A 19,413-nucleotide genomic window follows, 5' to 3' on the forward strand; every position below is an offset into this window, starting at 1 on the left:
CGCCTCGCCTTGACCTCTACTTGCCGCTTTTGAGCTTGAGGTAGGACTGATGCATGTCCGACGCCCAGCCATCCATGACGTTTTTCACATCGTCGGCCTTCATCACTTGGGAATCGTTGCTCAGCGGTTTGCCGGTCCCTTTGCGCACAACCTGGGCGAGTACTTTGCCGCTGGCACCATCGAGCAATTGCGCTTCGGTGCCCAAGGTCGTTTCCTGGTCACGAATGCCTGCACCGGTACTCACGGCTGCTGCCAGCAAGGCCACGGGAATGTATTCATAGGGCTTGAGGCCCTCGGTCTTGCTACTCACGGCGGTAATCGCCGCACGCAGCACAATCACGCCCGGTCCTGGCCCCTGGGCCAAAGGCAGCGACTTGGCCAGTTCGCGCTTGAGCGCCAGGTTGTAGTAGTCGTTGATCCCCCGCAGGGTGCTCTCCGGGATCTTGGCCGTGGCCTGGGGCTTGGGATAGAACTGGGTGGGCTCAATGTACACCGCGTGGTAGCGGCTCAGGTCCAGTTGCGGGTCGACCCAGCGCATCACCTCGGCGCCTGACGGCGACTGGGCTTGCTTGAGATGACTGTAGTCAGAGAGAAACCCTGAGTACTCCTCCGGTGGCGTGACCTTGCTGGCACACCCCGCCATGCCGATCAAGGCGATGCACAGCGTGCTGACCGTTAGCCTTAACTTCATCATTGAACTCCCTGGCAGTCATCATCAAAAGAATGAACTGTAGGTATAGCCAATCCTGGGGATTTCACCCCATTCCACCCAGCGTCCCTGGCCGCCTTGCAAAAGACGCTGGATAGAAGACTCAGGCGCGTTCGCGGGGGATCAGGCTCTGCAACTGCGCAGCCAGGAAGTTGGCGTCGAAGCCGAAGGTGTCCGGGTCTTTCAGGCCGTTGGTTTTCTTCCACAGCCAGTCGTTTTTATCCGCGGGCAGCACCAGCGATATGCTGCCGTGTCGCGCAGCAGTCAGGCCCATCACCGAGACGCAGATCAGGCCGCCCGCGCCCATGATTTCCGGCACGAACTCCACGGGCTTACCCGTGATCTGCACGGTCAGCTTCTCGGTCTTGAAGGTCGAGACCTCCATCGGCAAACTCGGGGCGCTGGCCACATACGCCTCACGGTGGACTTCCAGCAAGCCGACAGTTTTGACCGGGGCCAGCCACAGCTCAATCTGCTCGAACAATTCACCGAGCTTTTGTGCCCAGCGCGCCGACTGCAGATCAAATTGCTGTTTTTTGTGCGCTTCGCTGTCGGCGTAATGACGAAGCATCTCGCCCAGTTGCTGTACATCGTCCATTGCGGCGTTCCTTGGGTGAGCCAGGTTGCGAAGCGTGATCATGGCAGATGCGGCGGATCACCGTGCGGCTTAAAACTGCTCCGGTCATTTGGCGGGCAACTGCGCATGACCCATCAGCGCCCAGCGGGTAAGGTAAAGCCACATTCCTTGTCAGGGGCATCGCATGCGCACCATCGGCCTTATCGGCGGCATGAGCTGGGAGTCCAGCGCCGAGTATTACCGCATCATCAACCAGCGCGTGCGCGATCAGCTTGGCCCGCTGCGCTCGGCGCAGGTGTTGATGTACAGCGTGGACTTCGGCCCGGTCGAACAGGCCCAGCATGCCGGGCGTTGGGACGACACCGCGCTGATCCTGGAGGATGCCGCGCGCCGCCTGCAGGCCGGTGGCGCCGAGTGCGTCGTGCTATGTACCAACACCATGCATCGGGTGGCGCCGCGCGTTGAAGCGGCCGTGTCGATTCCGTTCCTGCATATCGCAGATGCCACTGCGGCCGCCGCCCTGGAAGCCGGCACCCTGACCGTGGGCCTGCTCGGCACCGCGTTTACCATGGAACAGGACTTCCTCAAGTCCCGACTCGCCGCCCAGGGCCTGACCGTGCTGGTGCCCGACGCGGACGAGCGCCAGGCGGTACACCGGATCATCTATGAGGAGTTGTGCGTGGGCATCATCAGTGACGCCTCACGCCAGGTTTACCAGCAGGTCATCCAGGCCCTGGCCGAACGCGGCGCCCAGGCGGTCATATTAGGCTGCACGGAAATCTGCCTGCTGATCCAGCCTGAACACTGCGACCTGCCACTGCTGGATACCACCGAGCTGCATGCGCAGGCTGCGGTGGCGTTTGCTCTCGCCGATTAAGCCGATTTGCGCAGGCGCGCCATGCTCAGGGTGTCGACGAAGACACCGTCACGCAGGGCGTAGTCGCGCAACCGCCCTTCCACTTCGAAGCCGAACTTGCGATACAGGTTATGCGCGGCTTCGTTGTCGGCGTAGACCGTCAGCTCCACGCGGTGCAGGTTCATCCAGTTGTCAGCCACGTCCAATGCCGCCGACAACAGCCGCGACCCCACGCCCTTGCCTTGCCAGGTCGGCGCCACGCCCATGCCAAACGAACCGACATGGCTTTGCCGCACGCGCAGGTACTGTTCCATGCCCAGTTGGCCAATCACCTCACCGCCATGCACGGCCACCAGTTGCAGGCGCCGTTCGTTATCCATCACCAAGCGTTTACGCCAGGCTTCAACCGACTGGAAGGGCATTTGCAGCACCTGACGGCATACCGCCGGTTCGTTATAGAGCGCGGTGACACCCTCAAGGTGGGCCTCGGTAAAGCGCTGGATCACGATATGGGGTTCAGGCGTGTGCATTGAGTTTCATCCTTTGAAAGACCAGTGGCTGGCCAGTGTAGGGGCAAAGCTGCCCGCTCGGCGAGTACGGAGCGGGCCTACACAGAAGTCGGCACCATCCTGCATCTGAACGATAGCGATCATGCCAGGCAGCGTGGATACTCAGCCCAGGCCCTGCCACGTCAATCGCACGTTTTGGCCTTCACCCTGTGACGAGAACAACAAAAAAAGTCCCACAGAGGAACCCCCATGAGCCACCTTGATCCATCGAGCCTGCTGCAGGCTTTCAGTACCCTGACCCTGGACTTGCAGCGCCTGGCCCAACACCAGGATATCGAACACTTTCAGCACCACGCCCTGGCGCGTATCAGCCAGTTGCTGGCGTTCGACAGCGCCTGGTGGGGGCGCGCGGCGGTGATCGCGGGCTTGCCGGAGGAACACAGCAGCTACCTGTATCACCTGCCACCGGGGTATCTGGCCGATTGGCAGTCGATCCGCCATAGCGACGTGACCGTCGCCCGCGTGCATGCAAGGCCGGGCCAGGCGGTCATCATCGACATGCGCGACCCCGCCAACGGCGCCGGTTTGAATGGGTTGGGGGAGCGCCACGGCCTCGGCGAGTTGCTGTGTGTGATCCATATCGACGCACAAACCGGCCTTAACGACCACCTGACGCTCTACCGCAAGCCCACGGCCCCCAAGTTCAACGAGCAGGACAGCCTGCTACTCACCCACCTGATGCTGCACCTGGTGGCAGCGGTGTCGGCCAATCAGATCCGTACCTTGGTCGCCATGCGCGAAACGCTCACCAGCCCGCGTAACCTCGCATTGGCCGTCTGTGATCCGCGCGGTGTATTGCAATGCGCCGAGCGCGGTTTTATCGATTTGTTGCTCGGTGAATGGCCGCAATGGAGCGGCCCGACCCTGCCGGTGCCGGTGGATGAGCGTGGCCATGACGGCAAGCAGATCCATCTCCAGGTATCCAAAGTGGGCGATCAGTTCTTGCTCGCCGCCCGCATCAACCGCGCCCTACCCCAACTCAGCCCACGCGAAAACGACGTCGCCCAAGGGTTCGGCGAAGGCAAGACCTACAAGGAAGTCGCGCGCGACCTTGGCCTGTCGCCCAATACCGTACGCCATCATATTCGCGCCATTTACACCAAGCTCGGGGTCAAGGACAAGGCGCGCATCGCGCACTTGATGCACGCCCCACCCGACTGACGCCACCCTCACCTCGCGGTTTTGCCACGGCCGTTTCCGACGGTCACGGGCAGCTATTGCCCATTTTCCGGTTCCCTACAGAGACGTCCCTCTATGACTCAGACAAGCCTACGTAACCTGACAGCACTGCTGGGCGGCACGCTGTTGTGCCTCGACAGCCAGGCTGCCGACCTCAACGCCCGGGATTTTTTCGGCGCGCCGCCCGGCACCAGCCTGGGCGTGCTCTACCTGCCCGCCACCCGTGCGGGCGACTTCCATGGGCCGGCCGACACCACCGGCAAGGCCGACCTCAGCGTCAACGCCGTGGCCTACCGCCAGGTGTATTTCACCGACGCCTGCGGCACAGTGTGTACCCCGCAATTCATCCTGCCCTTTGCCGACATCAACGCACGCCTGCCCGGTGCAAGCCAACGCAGCGGCGAACGTGGCTTCGGCGACCCGCAGGTAGGCGGCACCGTGTTTTTCCTCAATGACCCGGCCACTCGTACTTACAGCGGCCTCTTGAGCCTGATCACCCTTCCGCTGGGCGAGTACCACCGTCAAAACCCGGATGTATCGCCCGGCGCCAATCGCTGGGGCGCAACCTTTGTCTACAACTACACCCGTGGCATCGGCGAAAAATGGGTGCTGGAAGCCAACCTGGAAGCCCAGCTCTATGGCAAGAATGACGACTACTTCGGCAGCGAACTCAAGCAAGCTCCGCTGTATCGCCTGCAAGCCTTTGCGTCCTACGATTTCACCCCCGCCACTTACGGCGCGCTGCGCCTGGTCCAGGCCGACGGCGGTGCCTTGCGCATCAACAACCGGTCAATCGACGACACCCATAAGCGCTACAGCCAACTCGGCTTCGAAGTCGGGCATTGGCTCGACCCACAGAACCAACTGATGTTCAGCCTTTCGCAAAACGTCGCGGCGTCCAATGGCTATGCCGGCACCGAGGCGTTGTTGCGCCTGGTCCATGTGTTCTGAACCCCTTGCTGGAGCTTGACGATGCACACTCAAAAGATCGAGGTCTCAACCGACTCACTGTCTTGGGCGCGGCTGGCAGCCATCGTGCTGTTTGCCGCCATTACCCCCACCATCCTGATGACGGCGCCCGCTGTGGCCGCGCAGTTGGCCAGCCAGTGGCACCTGAGCCCGTCACATATCGGTGACTTGTTTTCTGTCGAGCTGGGCGCCATGAGCCTGGCGACCTTGCCCGCCTTCTGGTGGCTCAAACGGGTCAACTGGCGACGCGCAGCGTTGGTCGCTGCCGTGGCGTTTATCAGTGCCAATCTGCTGTCGATGCTCGCCGACACCTATACGGTGCTGCTGGCCTTGCGCTTCGCCAGTGCCTTGGCGGGCGGCTCACTGATGATCATCTGCCTGGCCAGCGCCGCCACCACCGCTAACCCCAGCAGGGTCTACGGGCTGTGGGTGATGGGCCAGTTGGTGGTCGGGGCCATTGGCCTCGCGGTGCTCCCGAGCTTGTTCGAACGTTATGGCTTGAATGCCTGCTACCTGATCCTGGCCGTGTTGATGGCGTTGCTGCTCCCCCTGGCCCGAAGCTTTCCCTGTGGCAGCCCGCCGCCACGGGTTACCGACGCCCTGTCATTGCCCGGTTCGCGCTGGAAAGCCGCGCTGGGAGTCGGCGCGGTCCTGGCCTTTTACGTCAGCCTCGGTGGTGTCTGGACCTTTATCGGCGCCTTGGGCGCCGGCGCAGGGATTTCCCCCCAGCACACGGGCCAAGTGCTCGCCGTCGCCACGATGATGGGCATTGTCGGCGCGGCCAGTGCATCACTGATGGGGCCGCGCCTGCCCCGCGTGGCGCTGTTGCTCGTGGGCTATGCACTGATGGCGGCAGCCGTGGTCCTGCTACTGGGCCAGCCCGCACTCCTGCGCTTTGCCCTGGCCGCGCTGCTGTTCAAGTTCACCTGGACCTTCATCCTGCCACTGGTGCTCGCGTGCCTGGCCGACCTCGATCACAGCGGCAAGCTGATGAACGCTTCGAACCTGGTGATCGGCGGCGGCTTGGCGATCGGCCCCGCCATCGCCGGCCGCTTGATCGAGACCAGTGGCGGGTTCACCGCACTGCTGCTCGGCGGTGCCGCTATCACGCTGTTGTCCCTGGGGATGATCCTCGGCAGTCGCCCCCAAACCCCCACTGAGTTGGAGCCTGTATGAACCGAACGACCGCGTTTTTCTTTGATGAGATGAGCCTGTGGCACAGCGCCGGCGCCCATGCGTTGACGCTGCCTGTCGGCGGTTGGGTGCAGCCGCCTGCCGGCACCGGCCATGCCGAATCACCGGAAACCAAACGGCGATTGAAAAGCCTGTTGGACGTGTCCGGCCTGAGCCGCCATTTACACTGGCGCAGCGCCCCGCCGGCCAGCGAAGAGGATGTGCTGCGGGTGCATGGCCGCCAGTACCTGCAACGCTTCAAGGCCCTGAGCGACGCCGGCGGCGGCGAGCTTGGCCCTCAGGCCCCGATCGGTCCCGGCAGCTACGAAATTGCCCAGCTCTCCGCCGGCCTGACACTCGCCGCCGTACACGCGGTGCTCAAGGGGCAGGTGCACAACGCCTACTCATTGTCGCGGCCGCCGGGGCACCACTGCCTGGCAGACAGCGCCATGGGCTTCTGCTTCCTCGCCAATATTGCCATCGCCATCGAGGCCGCCAAGGCACACGACGGGCTGGGCAAAGTCGCCGTGGTCGACTGGGATGTGCACCACGGTAACGGCACCCAATCGATCTTCGAGGCCCGTGGCGATGTGTTGACGATTTCACTGCATCAGGACGGTTGCTACCCACCCGGATACAGTGGCGAGCAGGATCGTGGCGTGGGCGCCGGCCTGGGCGCGAACATCAATATTGCGCTGCCACCGGGCAGTGGTCACGAAACGTATTTGCACGCAATGGAGCGCATCGTGGTACCGGCCCTTGAACAGTTCAAGCCGGAGTTGATCATCGTGGCCTGTGGTTATGACGCCAACGCCGTCGACCCGCTGGCGCGCATGCTGCTGCACAGCGAGTCTTTCCGGCTGATGACCCGCACGCTGCGCCAGGCGGCCGAACGCCTGTGCCAGGGCCGTCTGGTGCTGGTGCATGAGGGCGGCTACAGCGAAGCTTATGTGCCGTTTTGCGGGTTGGCGACCGTGGAGGAACTGAGCGGCGTGCGCACGGCAGTGGATGACCCGATGCTGGAGTTTGTGCAGTTGCAGCAGCCCAGCGCGGCGCTGCTGGCCTTTCAGAAGCAGTGGGTGGAGCGGCTGGCGCAGGGTTTTATCGACTGAACCGCAGGCACAAATTGCAGACTTGAGGGCCAGACTCAGGAGCGAAATCAACCCCCAGGCATTGGACTTTTTGGGGTCAGTCGGGTGACTCAGGAATCTTTAGGGAACAAAGGTAGTGTCTCCCTGACGCCCGCCGCCTGTGACACGGACGGAATAACGCGTCCCGGTCGTCAGGCCGGAGATAGTCGCTTCGTTGCCTTGTACAGATCTGCTGATGGGGTCAACAGGTACCGTGCATTTTCGACCAATGGGCGCCTGGCAGTGAGGCGTCGTGGCCTAGCGTTTACCTAATCGCCAACCGCCACACCCGCGCAATGCCCGAGGCACGCTCGCGCAACAGGCGCGGCGCCTCGCGGCACGCCTGCTCCAGCGATATCGGCCCGGACGGCAAGGCAAACGCCGCGTCGACTCCGTGGGCATACATCTGCTCGTAGCCGTCGCCCAATGTGCCCGCGATCACGATGACCGGCACGCCATGCCGCTGGGCGATGCGCGCCACGCCAAAGGGGGTTTTGCCTCGCAGGGTCTGGGCGTCGAAGCGGCCCTCGCCGGTGATGACCAGGTCGGCACCGCGCACGGCAGCGTCCAGGCCGACCAGTTCCGCCACCACCTCGACACCCGCGCGAAACTGCGCTGCGAGGAACGCCTTGGCGGCAAAGCCCAGGCCACCGGCGGCGCCGCTGCCGGGTTCATCGCGCACGTCTTTGGGCAGCACCTTGGCGCAGTGGTCGGCGAAGTGGCCGAGGGCGGCATCGAGGTGTTCGACCTGCTGGGGACTGGCACCTTTTTGCGGGCCGAAAATGGCTGAGGCTCCGTGGGGGCCGCACAGCGGGTTGTTCACGTCGGCGGCAATTTCAAAGCGTACGTGAGCCAGGCGTGGGTCAAGTTGTTCAAGACGGATACGCGACAAGCGCGCCAAGGCCAGGCCACCTGCGGGCAACGGCTGGTCGTCGGCATCCAACAGCTGCACACCGAGGGCCTGCATCGCGCCCGCCCCGCCGTCGTTGGTCGCGCTGCCGCCAATGGCCAGGATGATGCGCTGTGCGCCTGCATCCAGGGCCGCGCGGATCAACTCGCCCGTGCCGTAAGTCGAGCTGGAACACGCGTCGCGCTGCCCCGGCGCAACCAATTGCAGGCCACTGGCTTCGGCCATTTCAATGATTGCGGTCTGGCTGTCGGCCAACCAGCCCCAGCGCGCCTGGACCGCACCGCCCAACGGGCCTCTGACGGTCTGGCGGCGCAACTCGCCATTGCACGCCGCGAGCACCGAATCCACCGTCCCCTCACCACCGTCTGCCATCGGGCACTGAATCAACTGTGCCTGCGGCCAAACCTGGGCCAGCCCTTCGGCAATGGCCTGGGCAACACCTTCGGCACTCAGGCTGTCCTTGAATGAGTCAGGGGCGATGATGATTTTCATGGGCGTTCTCCGGTTTTTATAACGCCCATGCTGCCAGTTGGCACCGGCGCTGACGCCGGTCCGATGCACAAGTGCGGGTGGGGTTTGTTGTTCATTGCTACAAAGCCTGGGGCAACAGTTGTACGCCCAGGTACAGGGCAAGCATGCCGTCGAGGGTCAACGGGTCAACCCCGCTGAGTTCGGCAATCCGCTCCATGCGGTAACGCAAGCTGTTGCGGTGGATGCCCAACGCATCCGCACACGCCTGGCTTTGCCCGTCGTGATCACACCAACTGCGCAGCGTGGCCAGCAACTGACCGTTGGCGTCCTTGGCCAGCACCTTACGCAACGGGTTCAGCAGTTCGTCCAGGGCGTCATCGTTACGGTGGCGCCAGAGCATCACCGGCAGGCGATAACGGTTGAGGGTCAGCAACCGTGATTGGGGCAGAATATCGCGCCCGTAGGCGAGCAGATCACCCACTCGGCGATAACAACGACGCAGCCCTGCCAGGCCATCCGCTTGCCCGCCCACCGCAACGCGCAGGATGTTCCAGCCCAGGGCCTCGAGTTTTTCCAGCAACCGTGGGGTGTCGACCGGCGTGTTGGCAGGTCGACACCACAGCAAGGAGTACTGCGCGGAACTGACACACCAACTGTCGGGGTAACGGCTGGTCAGCCATGCGCTCAATGCGTCCGCCGATTGGCCTTCGCCCAGTTCAAACAGGTAGGGCGTGCGTGCCATCTGTGGCTTGAGCCCCAGTTGCTGGGCTTCGTCGACCAGGCGCGGCGAGTCGCCGCCGTCGGCCAGCAGTAACGCCAGCAGGTCATCACAGCGCTGGCGCCGCCATTGCTGCTCGGCTTGCTGGTGGCGGTGGCTGACCAGCATTTCAGCAGTCATGCGCACCAGTTCGGCGTAGGTGCGCAGCCCTTCCGGTTCGCCGGTAATGCCCAGTACACCGATCAAGCGTTGATCGTGCATCAGCGGCAGGTTAATGCCCGGCTGCACACCCTTGAGGTGTTTGGCGGTCTGCCCATCGATTTCCACCACGCGGCCATTGGCCAATACCAGTTGGGCGCCTTCGTGGCGGGTATTGATACGTTCCGGTTCGCCGCTGCCGAGGATCAGGCCCTGGCTGTCCATGACGTTGACGTTATAGGGCAGGATGGCCATGGTGCGATCGACAATATCCTGCGCCAAGTCATGATCGAGCTCGAACATGGGGCTATTTTCCTAGAAAGCGGGTTGTTCACAGGCACAGCGCAAAGGATGCTTGACTGTGCGCGAGCACAAAGACAGTGCCCCGTCACGTCACCGAGACTGTTTGAGCGATCAACGTTACCCTCGCATCGCGAAAAATCATAATAAAGAGAGATTCCCATGTCACAGAGCGCCGCTGTCACACTGGCCACCGATGACGATAAAAACGCCATCTACAAGCGCATTACCCTGCGCCTGATCCCCTTCATCTTTATCTGCTACCTGTTCAACTACCTCGACCGGGTAAACGTTGGCTTTGCCAAGTTGCAGATGCTCGATGCGTTGAAGTTCAGTGAAACCGTGTACGGCCTGGGTGCCGGGATTTTCTTTATCGGCTACGTGCTCTGTGGCGTGCCGAGCAACCTGGCGCTGACCAAGTTCGGGCCACGGCGCTGGATCGCGTTGATGATGATCGTGTGGGGGACGCTGTCCACCTGCCTGCTGTTCGTGACCACACCGACGCATTTCTACACCTTGCGCCTGTTGACCGGTGCCGCCGAAGCGGGTTTCTTCCCCGGCGTGGTGCTGTACCTTTCGCAGTGGTTCCCGACTTTCCGCCGTGGGCGGATCATGGCGCTGTTCATGTCCGCGATCCCGGTATCCGGCTTGCTGGGCAGTCCGTTTTCCGGTTGGATCCTCAATCACTTCGCCGCCGGTCAAGGTGGCCTGGCCGGTTGGCAGTGGATGTTCCTGCTGCAAGGCATCCCGACCGTCATTCTCGGCGCCCTCGCCTTCTTCCTGCTCAGCGACAGCTTTGCCAATGCCAAGTGGCTCAAGCCTCACGAGCGTGCCGTGCTGGAAGCCGACCAGGCCACAGACCTGGCGAACAAACCCAAGACCACCAGCGATGCCCTGGTCGACGTGTTCAAGAACCCGGCGATCTGGGCGTTCGGCCTGATCTACTTCTGCATCCAGAGCGGCGTGTACGCGATCAACTTCTGGCTGCCGTCGATCATCAAGAACCTGGGGTTCAGCGATAACCTGGTGATTGGCTGGCTCAGTGCAATCCCTTATCTGCTGGCGGCTGTGTTCATGTTGCTGGTGGGCCGCTCCGCCGACTTGCGCAAAGAGCGCCGTTGGCACTTGGTGGTGCCGATGTTGATGGGCGCGATCGGTCTGGTGATCGCGGTGAATTTCGCCACCACGCCGGCCATCGCCATCCTTGGCCTGACTATCGCCACCATGGGCGCCCTCACCGGCCTGCCGATGTTCTGGCCGGTGCCTACCGCCATGCTCAGTGCAGGTGCCGCAGCGGGTGGTTTGGCATTGATCAACTCCATGGGGCAGATGGCGGGTTTTCTCAGCCCGTATATCGTTGGTTTCGTCAAAGATGCAACCGGGTCCACGGATGTGGCGCTGTACCTGCTGGCGGCTGTGATTGTGGCGGGTAGTGTGCTGGCGTTGCGGATGACGCGTGCGCTCAAGGTGTAGACCCCTGGGGTCGGCGAAGAGGCCCAGGAAGGCTTGAGGGTGTTTTCGTCGGCCCACTGCGCCCTGAATGGAATTAAACGGCAACTAAACCGTTGGGTCACCGGCGGTGGGTGGCTTACAGCATCCCGCCGCCGTTGATGTCGATGATGCTTCCCGTCATAAAGCCATTTTCCATGGCCAGCACATACCCCGCCGCCACTTCTTCAGCCTGCCCTACCCGGCCAACCGGCAACGCTCCACCTGCTTTGGCAAACATTGCCAGACGCGGCTCTTCGGCCAACCCGGCATACGCCGGCGTGTCAATCACACCCGGGCTGATGACGTTGACACGACGCGGCGCGAGTTCCTTGGCCAGTTGCTTGCCCAGGGCTTCGGTCGCCGCATTGATGCCGGTCTTGATGAACTGCCCCGCTACCCATTTACGCCCCATCTGGCCCGAGGTCAGGCTGATGCTGCCGTGCTCATCCAGAAACGGCAGTGCCTGTTGAAGAGCACGCAGTGCGCCCCAGAGTTTCACATTGAAGTTGTCCTGGGCTTCGACCAAGTCGGTGTCGAGCAAGGTCTTGGCACGCACCGAAGGCCCTGAGGTGAAGACCAGGTGGTCAAAACGCCCTACCGTCTCGAACAGGCGTTGCAGGGAGACGCTGTCAGTGACATCGACCGGCTCGCTGCGTACGCCGTTGTCGACACCGGAGGTCAAGCGCCGTCCAGCCAGCACGACCGTTGCACCACGGGCCACGGCGGCTTCGGCCACCGCTGCACCGATGCCACTGCTGCCGCCAATCACAATGACGGTTTGACCGCGAAGAGAAGAAGCCATGGGGTAACTACCTGAGTCAGAAAGTGAGCGTTCATCTTCCCAGCTTGGCAATCGGTGAAAAATCCCGGTAAAACGACAAGATCTTTAAAGGATTTTTACAAATGAGCTCCACTCTCGACCTCGAAGTGTTTGTGCGCACGGCGGACACCGGCAGCCTGTCTGCTGCTGCGCGTGGGCTTGGCTTGACCCCGGCAGCGGCGAGCATTGCACTCAAACGCCTCGAAACCCGGCTGGGTATCCGCTTGCTCGCCCGCTCGACCCGCAGCATGCGCTTGACCGAAGAAGGCCGGCGCTATCTGGACAGCGTACGGATTGCACTGGAAGCGTTGTCGGAAGGCGAACAGGCGATCAAACAGCAAGGGCAAAACCTCAGCGGCTTATTACAGCTGGCGGCGCCGTCGGATTTCGGGCGCAACGTGCTGCTGGGTTGGCTGGATGAGTTCAAGCGCGAGCACCCGAGTATCCGACTGCAGTTGTTACTCAACGACAGCAATGCCGATTTGTTCCGCGACACCGTCGACATTGCCCTGCGGTTTGGCGTACCGAGGGATTCCAGCCTGGTGGCGTTGCCGGTTGTGCCCGGCCACCGTCGTATTCCCTGCGCCAGCCCCGACTACCTGGCGCGTCACGGCACACCACGCACACCGGCGGAACTGGCCCAGCACAGTACGCTGCGCTACATGCGCCGAGGGCAGGCCAATAACACCTGGTACTTTCGCCAAGGCGCCCTGCTCCAGGAAGTCGAGGTTACGGGCGACTACCTCAGCGATGATGGCGAAATTGTTCGTCGCTGGGCACTGGCCGGTCATGGCATTGCCTATAAGGCCAACCTGGATATCGCCCGTGATATCAAGGCCGGACGGCTGGTACCCTTGTTGCCCGACTGGCAAGGAGAGCCCACGCCGTTCAACCTGATGTGCCCTCACCGCCTGCAAGTGTCGGAACGCGTGAAAGTGCTGCATCGTTTTTTACAAGAGCGCTGCCAGACCTTGCTACGCGCATGAAGAAACACGCACGGGGCTTGTTCCAGAGCGCTCGGGTCTGGTATTGCATCACTCTCGTTTCCCTGTCATGAGGAGCTTTGCATGATTTACCGCACATTAGGCCAGTCCGGGTTGAAGGTCAGCGCACTGACCCTCGGCACGATGATGTTTGGCGAACAGACCCACACCGAAGACTCGCTGCGCATCATCGACAAAGCCTGGGATCAGGGCATCAATTTTATCGACACGGCCGACGTCTACACCGGTGGGCGTTCCGAGGAAATCGTCGGCGAGGCCATCGCGCGCAATCGCCAGGATTGGGTGCTGGCCTCCAAAGTCGGCATCGGCCCTGCGGATGGGCTGCCTAACCGTAATGGCTTGAGCCGCAAGCGCCTGTTCAACGCGTTGGAAGCCAGCCTGTTGCGCCTGGACACCGACTACCTGGACATTTACTACCTGCACCGCGAAGACCACAACACGCCCTTGGAAGTGACCGTGTCGGCCATCGGCGACCTGATCCGCCAAGGCAAGATTCGCTATTGGGGCCTGTCCAACTACCGGGGTTGGCGAATTGCAGAAGTCATACGCGTCGCCGAGCGTTTAGGGGTTGATAAACCGATCATCAGCCAGCCGCTGTACAACATCGTCAATCGCCAGGCCGAGGTTGAGCAGATCACCGCCGCTGCCGCCTACGGTTTGGGCGTGGTGCCTTACAGCCCATTGGCCCGCGGTGTGCTCAGCGGCAAGTACGCGCCGGATGTGACGCCCGAAGCCGGCAGCCGTGCAGCGCGCCAGGACAAACGCATCCTGGAAACGGAATGGCGGCTGGAGTCTCTGCGCATCGCCCAGCAGATCCAGCAATACACCCAAGGTCGGGGCGTAGGGATTGTCGAGTTTGCGATTGCCTGGGTGCTCAACAGCGCGGCGGTGAGTTCGGCGATCGTCGGGCCGCGAACGGAAGCGCAATGGGACGCCTACACCGGGGCCCTGGAGGTGAAGATTAGCGCTGAGGATGAGGCGTTCATTGATTCGTTGGTCACGCCCGGGCATTCATCCACGCCGGGGTTCAACGATGTGGGCCATTTTGTCTCGGGCCGTGTGGCACGCCCCTAGTGCTTCACGTGTGGCGAGCAAGCCCGCTCGCCACAGAAACGGAGAAACTTTTACGTTAAAAGCACCATAATCCCCTCCTCAACTTTCCTTCTTTTGTATGAATCGGTTTTCGCGAGGACAGCGTGTCTAAAGGTGTGGTGTTATCGGTCTTGGCCTCGGTGTTGTTTGCCGTGATGTATTACTTCACCTCGTTGCTCACACCGCTGAGCGGCCTGGAGATTTTCGGTTGGCGCATGTTGCTCACCGTACCGTGCATGACGGTGTTCATGATCATCAGCGGTGAATGGCGGCGGGTATGGGAGCTGGTGCGCAAGCTGGCATCCCAGCCGCGACTGATCGGCGGCGTGCTGGTGTCGTCGGCCTTGCTGGGCGTGCAGTTGTGGCTGTTCATGTGGGCGCCCCTGAATGGGCGCAGCCTGGATGTGTCGGTGGGGTATTTCCTGCTGCCGCTGACCATGGTGCTGACCGGGCGCCTGGTGTATGGCGAACGCTTGTCACGCCTGCAGCAGATTGCCGTGGTGTTTGCCGCGCTCGGCGTGCTGAACGAGCTGTATCAGGCCGGCGGTTTTTCCTGGGCCACCCTGGTGGTGATCATCGGTTACCCGGTGTACTTCGTGGTGCGCAAATACCTGAAGACCGATCACCTGGGCGGTTTGTGGCTGGATATGGCGTTGATGCTGCCGGTGGCCTGGTGGTTCGTGCAGAGCGGCGAACAGGGCTTTGCCGTGCTGGATGCCTTTCCGAAGCTGTACGCGTTGATCCCCATGCTGGGCTTGATCAGTGCATCGGCGCTGGTGAGCTACATCATTGCCAGCCGCTTGCTCGCATTCAGCCTGTTCGGGCTGCTCAGCTATGTGGAACCGGTGTTGCTGCTGGGGGTGGCGCTGCTGTTGGGCGAAGGGATCAAAGGCGCGCAATGGCTGACCTATATCCCGATCTGGCTGGCGGTGATGGTGCTGGTGTATGAAGGGTTCAAGCACCTGGTGCGTCAGCGCAAAGCCTGAATGGCAGGCCAAAAGAAGCCCGGTCGAGGACTGCCTCGACCGGGCTTCTTTTTGTCTACGCTTCAGGCTCAGTCGGCGGTCAATACACCACGACGCACCTGGTCACGCTCGATCGACTCGAACAACGCCTTGAAGTTGCCCTCGCCGAACCCATCGTCGCCCTTGCGCTGGATGAACTCAAAGAACACCGGGCCCATCAGGGTTTCCGAGAAGATCTGCAACAGCAGACGCTTGTCGCCTTCAATCGACGAACCGTCCAGCAAGATGCCACGCGCTTGCAGTTGGTCCACCGGTTCACCGTGGTTGGGCAGGCGACCTTCGAGCATTTCGTAATACGTGTCCGGCGGCGCGGTCATGAAGCGCATGCCGATCTTCTTCAGCGCGTCCCAGGTCTTGATCAGGTCGTCGGTGAGGAACGCCACGTGCTGGATGCCTTCGCCGTTGAACTGCATCAGGAACTCTTCGATCTGGCCCGCGCCCTTGGACGATTCTTCGTTCAGCGGGATGCGGATCATGCCGTCCGGCGCGCTCATGGCCTTGGAGGTCAGGCCGGTGTATTCGCCCTTGATGTCGAAGTAACGCGCTTCGCGGAAGTTGAACAGCTTCTCGTAGAAGTTGGCCCAGTAGATCATGCGCCCGCGATACACGTTGTGGGTCAGGTGGTCGATCACCTTGAGCCCCGCGCCTTGCGGGTTGCGCTCCACGCCTTCGAGGTAGACGAAGTCGATGTCATAGATCGAGCTGCCTTCGCCAAAACGGTCGATCAGGTACAGCGGCGCGCCGCCAATGCCTTTGATCGCCGGCAGGTTCAGTTCCATCGGGCCGGTTTCGATATGGATCGGCTGTGCCCCCAGTTCCAGCGCACGGGTGTAGGCTTTTTGCGAGTCTTTGACGCGGAACGCCATGCCGCACACCGACGGGCCGTGCTCGGCCGCGAAGTAGGACGCGAGGCTGCCCGGTTCGTTGTTGAGGATCAGGTTGATCTCGCCCTGGCGGTACAGGTGCACGTTCTTGGAACGGTGTGTTGCCACTTTGGCGAAGCCCATGATCTCGAAGATCGGCTCCAGGGTGCCTGGGGTTGGCGATGCGAATTCAATAAATTCAAAGCCCATCAGGCCCATTGGGTTTTCGTATTGGTCGGCCATTTCGGCGCCTCATTCTTGTAGTTAACACATAGTTATTTGCGAGCAAGGATGAGGGCCAAGGGTGGTGCACAGGACAAACCCCGCACGCTGCGGGCGAGGAAGTCACCAAAAATGAGGGGAGAGCCGAGTAGCTTCATGGTGTCATCAGTCTCTGACGGCCGAGGCTTGCGTGAGCGCAAGTCCATATTCTTGTATGCGTAAATCGATTCTACACAGCGTAACCGCATTTGTCCGTACTCTTATCAAATCCCCATTACCCTTCCCCGCGCAAGGGGTTTGTTGCACAGGTAGATACCCAGCAGGATCACCACGCCGCCCACCAGCATGGGCGCGGTCAACGGCTCGTCCAGCAACAGCGCGCCACTGATCACGGCCGTCAACGGGTTGAGTGCGATAAATACCCCGGAGCGCGTTGCGCCGATGCGCCGGATACCATCGTAGTAGCCGATATAGGCCAAGGCGGAACCCAATACGCCCAGGTAAAACAGGCTGTACCACTGCGGCAGATGAACGGCAGCGAGCCCTTGCACCGTTAGCCGACCGCTGGCGACAGTACTGATAGCCAACATCAGCGTGCCCCACAACACCGACCATGTAACGGTTTGCAATGGCCCGAGCGCCTGGTTGAGCGCCCTGGAAAACAGCGAGTAGGCGCCCCACGCCATGACGCAGCCCAGGATCAACAGGTCTCCAATCCAGGCATCGCTCGCCCCCTGCATGAGGTTGGGGGTGCGGCTCACGATCACCGTCGCCGCGCCTACCAGGCACAACGCAATACCCAGCAGCTTGGCCCGGCCCAGGCGCTCCTTGAATAACCACCATGAAGCCAGGCCAATCACCGCAGGGTTCAACGCGACAATCAAAGAGGCTCGCGACGCATTGATGTAGTGCAACCCATAGAAAAAGCACAGGTTGTAAAAAAAGATGCCACACAGGCCCAGCCCGATCAGTTGCAGCATTTGGCGGGCACTTGGGCGTGCCAGAGGGGTGCGTGTACACACCATGAACAGCAACAACGCCAGGCTGGCCAGGATAAACCGCAAGCAGGCGGCCAGCAGCGGATCGACCTGATCGGCCAGGTGCCGCCCGGCGACAAAAGTGCCGCCCCAGATCATGGTGACCGCGGCGAGCTTCAAGTACGTGAGGCGTTCAGCAGCGTGACGCATGAGGATTTGCTCAAATGACCGGATGATTGACGTATTCTTCGACTAATGATCGATCATCGTAAAATGAGCCTTTACTCATGACCCTGACCCAACTGGAAATCTTCTCTTTGGTCGCCGAACTGCAAGGCTTTACTAGCGCGGCTCACCGTTTGGGTATCAGCCAGTCGGCGGTGTCCCATGCCATCAAGGCGTTGGAGCAGGAGCTGGGCGTGGAATTGTTTAGACGCCACCAGACGCGTGTAGAACCCAGTGATATCGGCGAACAACTGCTCGGACGCGCCCGGGCGATGCTGGGCCTGGCCAACACGTTGCAACAGGAAGCCGCCGACGCCCGAGGCATGAAGTGCGGCACGCTGCGTATCGGATCGTTTGGGCCGACCGCGTCAAACCACTTGCTGCCCACTCTCCTCAATCACTTTCGCCGAGCCTATCCGGGCATTGAGGTGCATGTGGACGAAGGCCCTGACCGGCAGGTCATCCAATGGTTGGATGAACGGCGGGTGGATGTCGGGTTTGTGGTGCTCGATCAGGAACGCTTCGACACCGTGGCGGTATTCGAAGACCAGTTGGTGGTGTTGATACCGGTCGGCCACCCGCTGGCCGCCCGCGCAGCACTCCCCCTGCAAGCGCTGTGTGATGACCCGTTTATCCTGACCGAGGCAGGCTCCTCGGAACTGGTCATGCGCTTATTCAATACGGCCCGGCTACAGCCGAAAGTGCGTTACCGCTGTGCGCAGTTGCTCAGTACGCTGGAGGCGGTCAGCCGTGGCGACGGCCTGAGCATCGTGGCGCAAGCCTCGCTGCCGACACTCGACGACCCACGCTATGTCGTGCGGGCATTATCGCCTCCCGTCCCTCGTCGGATCGGCCTGGCCATACTGGATCGCCGTCAGTCCTCACCCGCCACCCTGGCGTTCATCGCCCTGGCGCAACGGCTGCAACACACCGAAACTCAACGGTAACTCAGGGTAAACGAGGCCAAGCCGTTGGCCGTGCCAGGCGTGATCGTCTTCTCGGTTTGGACATAGCGCGCGCTCAAAGGAATCTTGACGGTGCCATTACCGGTGCTGCCCACCTGCCACTGATTCGGGTTACCGATGGCAGAGGAATCCGGGCCGTAACTGACCAGTTGGCTGCCGGCCAGCAATTGCAGGGCCACACCTCTGGCGGTCGAATCGCGCGTCAAAGACAACCAGTGACTGCGATTGGCGGGTGAGGTCTGGTCGGTCAGCGTAATCCACACATCCAGGGTGCCGCCACTTGCGCCACTACAGTTCAGCGTGATGCTCTGGGTCACACTGCCGGCGTGACTGCCGGGCCCCTTGAAGTCGCGGCTGGCGACAGCCCCCAGCGGCATGCTGATCGACGGTGTAGAGACGGTGCAGGTGGGCTTGAGCGGTCGTGCGATCACTGCACCGGAGAAGTTGATCGCCACATAGCCTGGGTCTGCGGTAGTGACGTTTGTCAGCGTGTACCGGGCGATGTTGCTAGAGGCAATCGTGCCGTCCGATACCGGCCCGGTAGCCACCAGATAGACGCGCCCATAAAGCCCCCAGCCGTTAGGTTTGTTGTGCTTGGTGGCTAACAGGGTGGTATTGGAGTGGCTGATCGCGTGCATAGACTGGCCAGGGTCCTGGGCCATCATGGCGAAGCCGACCCCCGGCACGTTGGTCGCGTAGACCGGCATCGACAGGCCGGACGCGCTGAACGTCAAACCCGTAGCGGGCGAATTGACCACACTGATGTTCGCAGACACCGGATGCTCGATGGGCCAGTCCGTGTATCGACACAACATCACAAAGCTACCGGCGCGCCCGAAGTCATAACCGGTTTGCGCCCCAAGCACCTGCCCAATCTGCGGATTGACCGGCAAAGTGATCGCGGGAATGGAGAGATTCAGGGTCGTTTGAGGGGTACACGTCCCAGCATTCAAACTAAAATGAGCATGCG

19 protein-coding genes are annotated in these 19,413 nt (G+C 61.7%); 10 read left to right on the forward strand and 9 right to left on the reverse strand.

Translation table 11 applies throughout. The features are described from left to right. Positions 1-16 precede the first annotated feature (16 nt). A complete protein-coding gene (locus M5B43_RS08780) occupies positions 17-691 on the reverse strand; it encodes a DUF3313 domain-containing protein (RefSeq protein ID WP_248749722.1) in 675 nt (224 codons plus the stop codon). A 121-nt stretch (positions 692-812) separates the two neighbouring features. Then, the gene (locus M5B43_RS08785) at positions 813-1,307 is read right to left on the reverse strand and encodes a hypothetical protein (RefSeq protein ID WP_248749723.1); all 495 of its coding nucleotides are present in this window, start codon (positions 1,305-1,307) and stop codon (positions 813-815) included. A 163-nt stretch (positions 1,308-1,470) separates the two neighbouring features. Here M5B43_RS08785 and M5B43_RS08790 point away from each other — a divergent pair, with 163 nt between their 5' ends. Next, positions 1,471-2,163, forward strand: coding sequence for an aspartate/glutamate racemase family protein (locus M5B43_RS08790; protein ID WP_248749724.1), 693 nt, complete (start codon positions 1,471-1,473; stop codon positions 2,161-2,163). On the opposite strand, the gene M5B43_RS08795 is transcribed toward M5B43_RS08790, so the two are convergent. Next, positions 2,160-2,672: a GNAT family N-acetyltransferase gene (locus M5B43_RS08795; RefSeq protein WP_248749725.1), complete on the reverse strand. Its 513-nt coding sequence runs from the start codon at positions 2,670-2,672 to the stop codon at positions 2,160-2,162. The genes M5B43_RS08790 and M5B43_RS08795 overlap by 4 nt on opposite strands. Before the next feature lie 228 nt (positions 2,673-2,900). Here M5B43_RS08795 and M5B43_RS08800 point away from each other — a divergent pair, with 228 nt between their 5' ends. The 4 genes from M5B43_RS08800 (at position 2,901) to M5B43_RS08815 (ending at position 7,144) form a co-directional block, all read left to right on the forward strand. Next, complete coding sequence (locus M5B43_RS08800) at positions 2,901-3,872, forward strand: helix-turn-helix transcriptional regulator (protein WP_248749726.1); 972 nt, start codon at positions 2,901-2,903, stop codon at positions 3,870-3,872. Positions 3,873-3,965: 93 nt separating this feature from the next. Next, positions 3,966-4,841, forward strand: coding sequence for a transporter (locus tag M5B43_RS08805; RefSeq protein ID WP_248749727.1), 876 nt, complete (start codon positions 3,966-3,968; stop codon positions 4,839-4,841). 21 nt (positions 4,842-4,862) lie between these two features. Beyond that, complete coding sequence (locus M5B43_RS08810; protein WP_248749728.1) at positions 4,863-6,035, forward strand: MFS transporter; 1,173 nt, start codon at positions 4,863-4,865, stop codon at positions 6,033-6,035. Continuing rightward, entirely contained in the window at positions 6,032-7,144 is a 1,113-nt protein-coding gene (locus tag M5B43_RS08815; RefSeq protein ID WP_248749729.1) for a class II histone deacetylase, read from the forward strand. Before M5B43_RS08810 ends, M5B43_RS08815 begins: the two co-directional genes overlap by 4 nt. Positions 7,145-7,427: 283 nt before the next feature. Here the strand turns inward: M5B43_RS08815 and M5B43_RS08820 are convergent, their stop codons facing one another. Further along, positions 7,428-8,564, reverse strand: a complete 1,137-nt coding sequence (locus M5B43_RS08820) for a glycerate kinase (RefSeq protein WP_248749730.1) — start codon at positions 8,562-8,564, stop codon at positions 7,428-7,430. A gap of 97 nt (positions 8,565-8,661) precedes the next feature. After that, the gene (locus tag M5B43_RS08825; protein ID WP_248749731.1) at positions 8,662-9,762 is read right to left on the reverse strand and encodes a sugar diacid recognition domain-containing protein; all 1,101 of its coding nucleotides are present in this window, start codon (positions 9,760-9,762) and stop codon (positions 8,662-8,664) included. Positions 9,763-9,921: 159 nt separating this feature from the next. Here M5B43_RS08825 and M5B43_RS08830 point away from each other — a divergent pair, with 159 nt between their 5' ends. Further along, positions 9,922-11,232, forward strand: coding sequence for an MFS transporter (locus M5B43_RS08830; protein WP_248749732.1), 1,311 nt, complete (start codon positions 9,922-9,924; stop codon positions 11,230-11,232). Positions 11,233-11,347: 115 nt separating this feature from the next. On the opposite strand, the gene M5B43_RS08835 is transcribed toward M5B43_RS08830, so the two are convergent. Further along, complete coding sequence (locus M5B43_RS08835) at positions 11,348-12,052, reverse strand: SDR family oxidoreductase (protein ID WP_248749733.1); 705 nt, start codon at positions 12,050-12,052, stop codon at positions 11,348-11,350. Positions 12,053-12,153: 101 nt separating this feature from the next. Between M5B43_RS08835 and M5B43_RS08840 the strand changes: the two genes are divergently transcribed. The 3 genes from M5B43_RS08840 (at position 12,154) to rarD (ending at position 15,152) form a co-directional block, all read left to right on the forward strand. Then, positions 12,154-13,056 carry a LysR family transcriptional regulator gene (locus M5B43_RS08840; RefSeq protein WP_248749734.1) on the forward strand — a complete coding sequence of 301 codons (903 nt, stop codon included), beginning with the start codon at positions 12,154-12,156 and terminating at the stop codon, positions 13,054-13,056. Between the two features lie 81 nt (positions 13,057-13,137). Next, positions 13,138-14,148 carry an aldo/keto reductase gene (locus M5B43_RS08845; RefSeq protein ID WP_248749735.1) on the forward strand — a complete coding sequence of 337 codons (1,011 nt, stop codon included), beginning with the start codon at positions 13,138-13,140 and terminating at the stop codon, positions 14,146-14,148. Positions 14,149-14,270: 122 nt separating this feature from the next. Continuing rightward, positions 14,271-15,152 carry an EamA family transporter RarD gene (gene rarD / locus M5B43_RS08850; RefSeq protein WP_248749736.1) on the forward strand — a complete coding sequence of 294 codons (882 nt, stop codon included), beginning with the start codon at positions 14,271-14,273 and terminating at the stop codon, positions 15,150-15,152. A gap of 68 nt (positions 15,153-15,220) precedes the next feature. Here the strand turns inward: rarD and hppD are convergent, their stop codons facing one another. Further along, complete coding sequence (gene hppD, locus M5B43_RS08855; protein WP_248749737.1) at positions 15,221-16,297, reverse strand: 4-hydroxyphenylpyruvate dioxygenase; 1,077 nt, start codon at positions 16,295-16,297, stop codon at positions 15,221-15,223. 242 nt (positions 16,298-16,539) lie between these two features. Then, positions 16,540-17,463 (reverse strand): DMT family transporter, encoded by a 924-nt coding sequence (locus tag M5B43_RS08860; protein ID WP_248749738.1) that lies wholly within the window; start codon positions 17,461-17,463, stop codon positions 16,540-16,542. Positions 17,464-17,540: 77 nt separating this feature from the next. Here M5B43_RS08860 and M5B43_RS08865 point away from each other — a divergent pair, with 77 nt between their 5' ends. Next, positions 17,541-18,425, forward strand: coding sequence for a LysR substrate-binding domain-containing protein (locus M5B43_RS08865; protein WP_248749739.1), 885 nt, complete (start codon positions 17,541-17,543; stop codon positions 18,423-18,425). Here the strand turns inward: M5B43_RS08865 and M5B43_RS08870 are convergent. Next, complete coding sequence (locus M5B43_RS08870) at positions 18,416-19,336, reverse strand: fimbrial protein (RefSeq protein WP_248749740.1); 921 nt, start codon at positions 19,334-19,336, stop codon at positions 18,416-18,418. The genes M5B43_RS08865 and M5B43_RS08870 overlap by 10 nt on opposite strands. Between the last annotated feature and the right edge of the window lie 77 nt (positions 19,337-19,413).

It is taken from the genome of Pseudomonas sp. MWU15-20650, assembly GCF_023242475.1.
Classification (GTDB): domain Bacteria; phylum Pseudomonadota; class Gammaproteobacteria; order Pseudomonadales; family Pseudomonadaceae; genus Aquipseudomonas.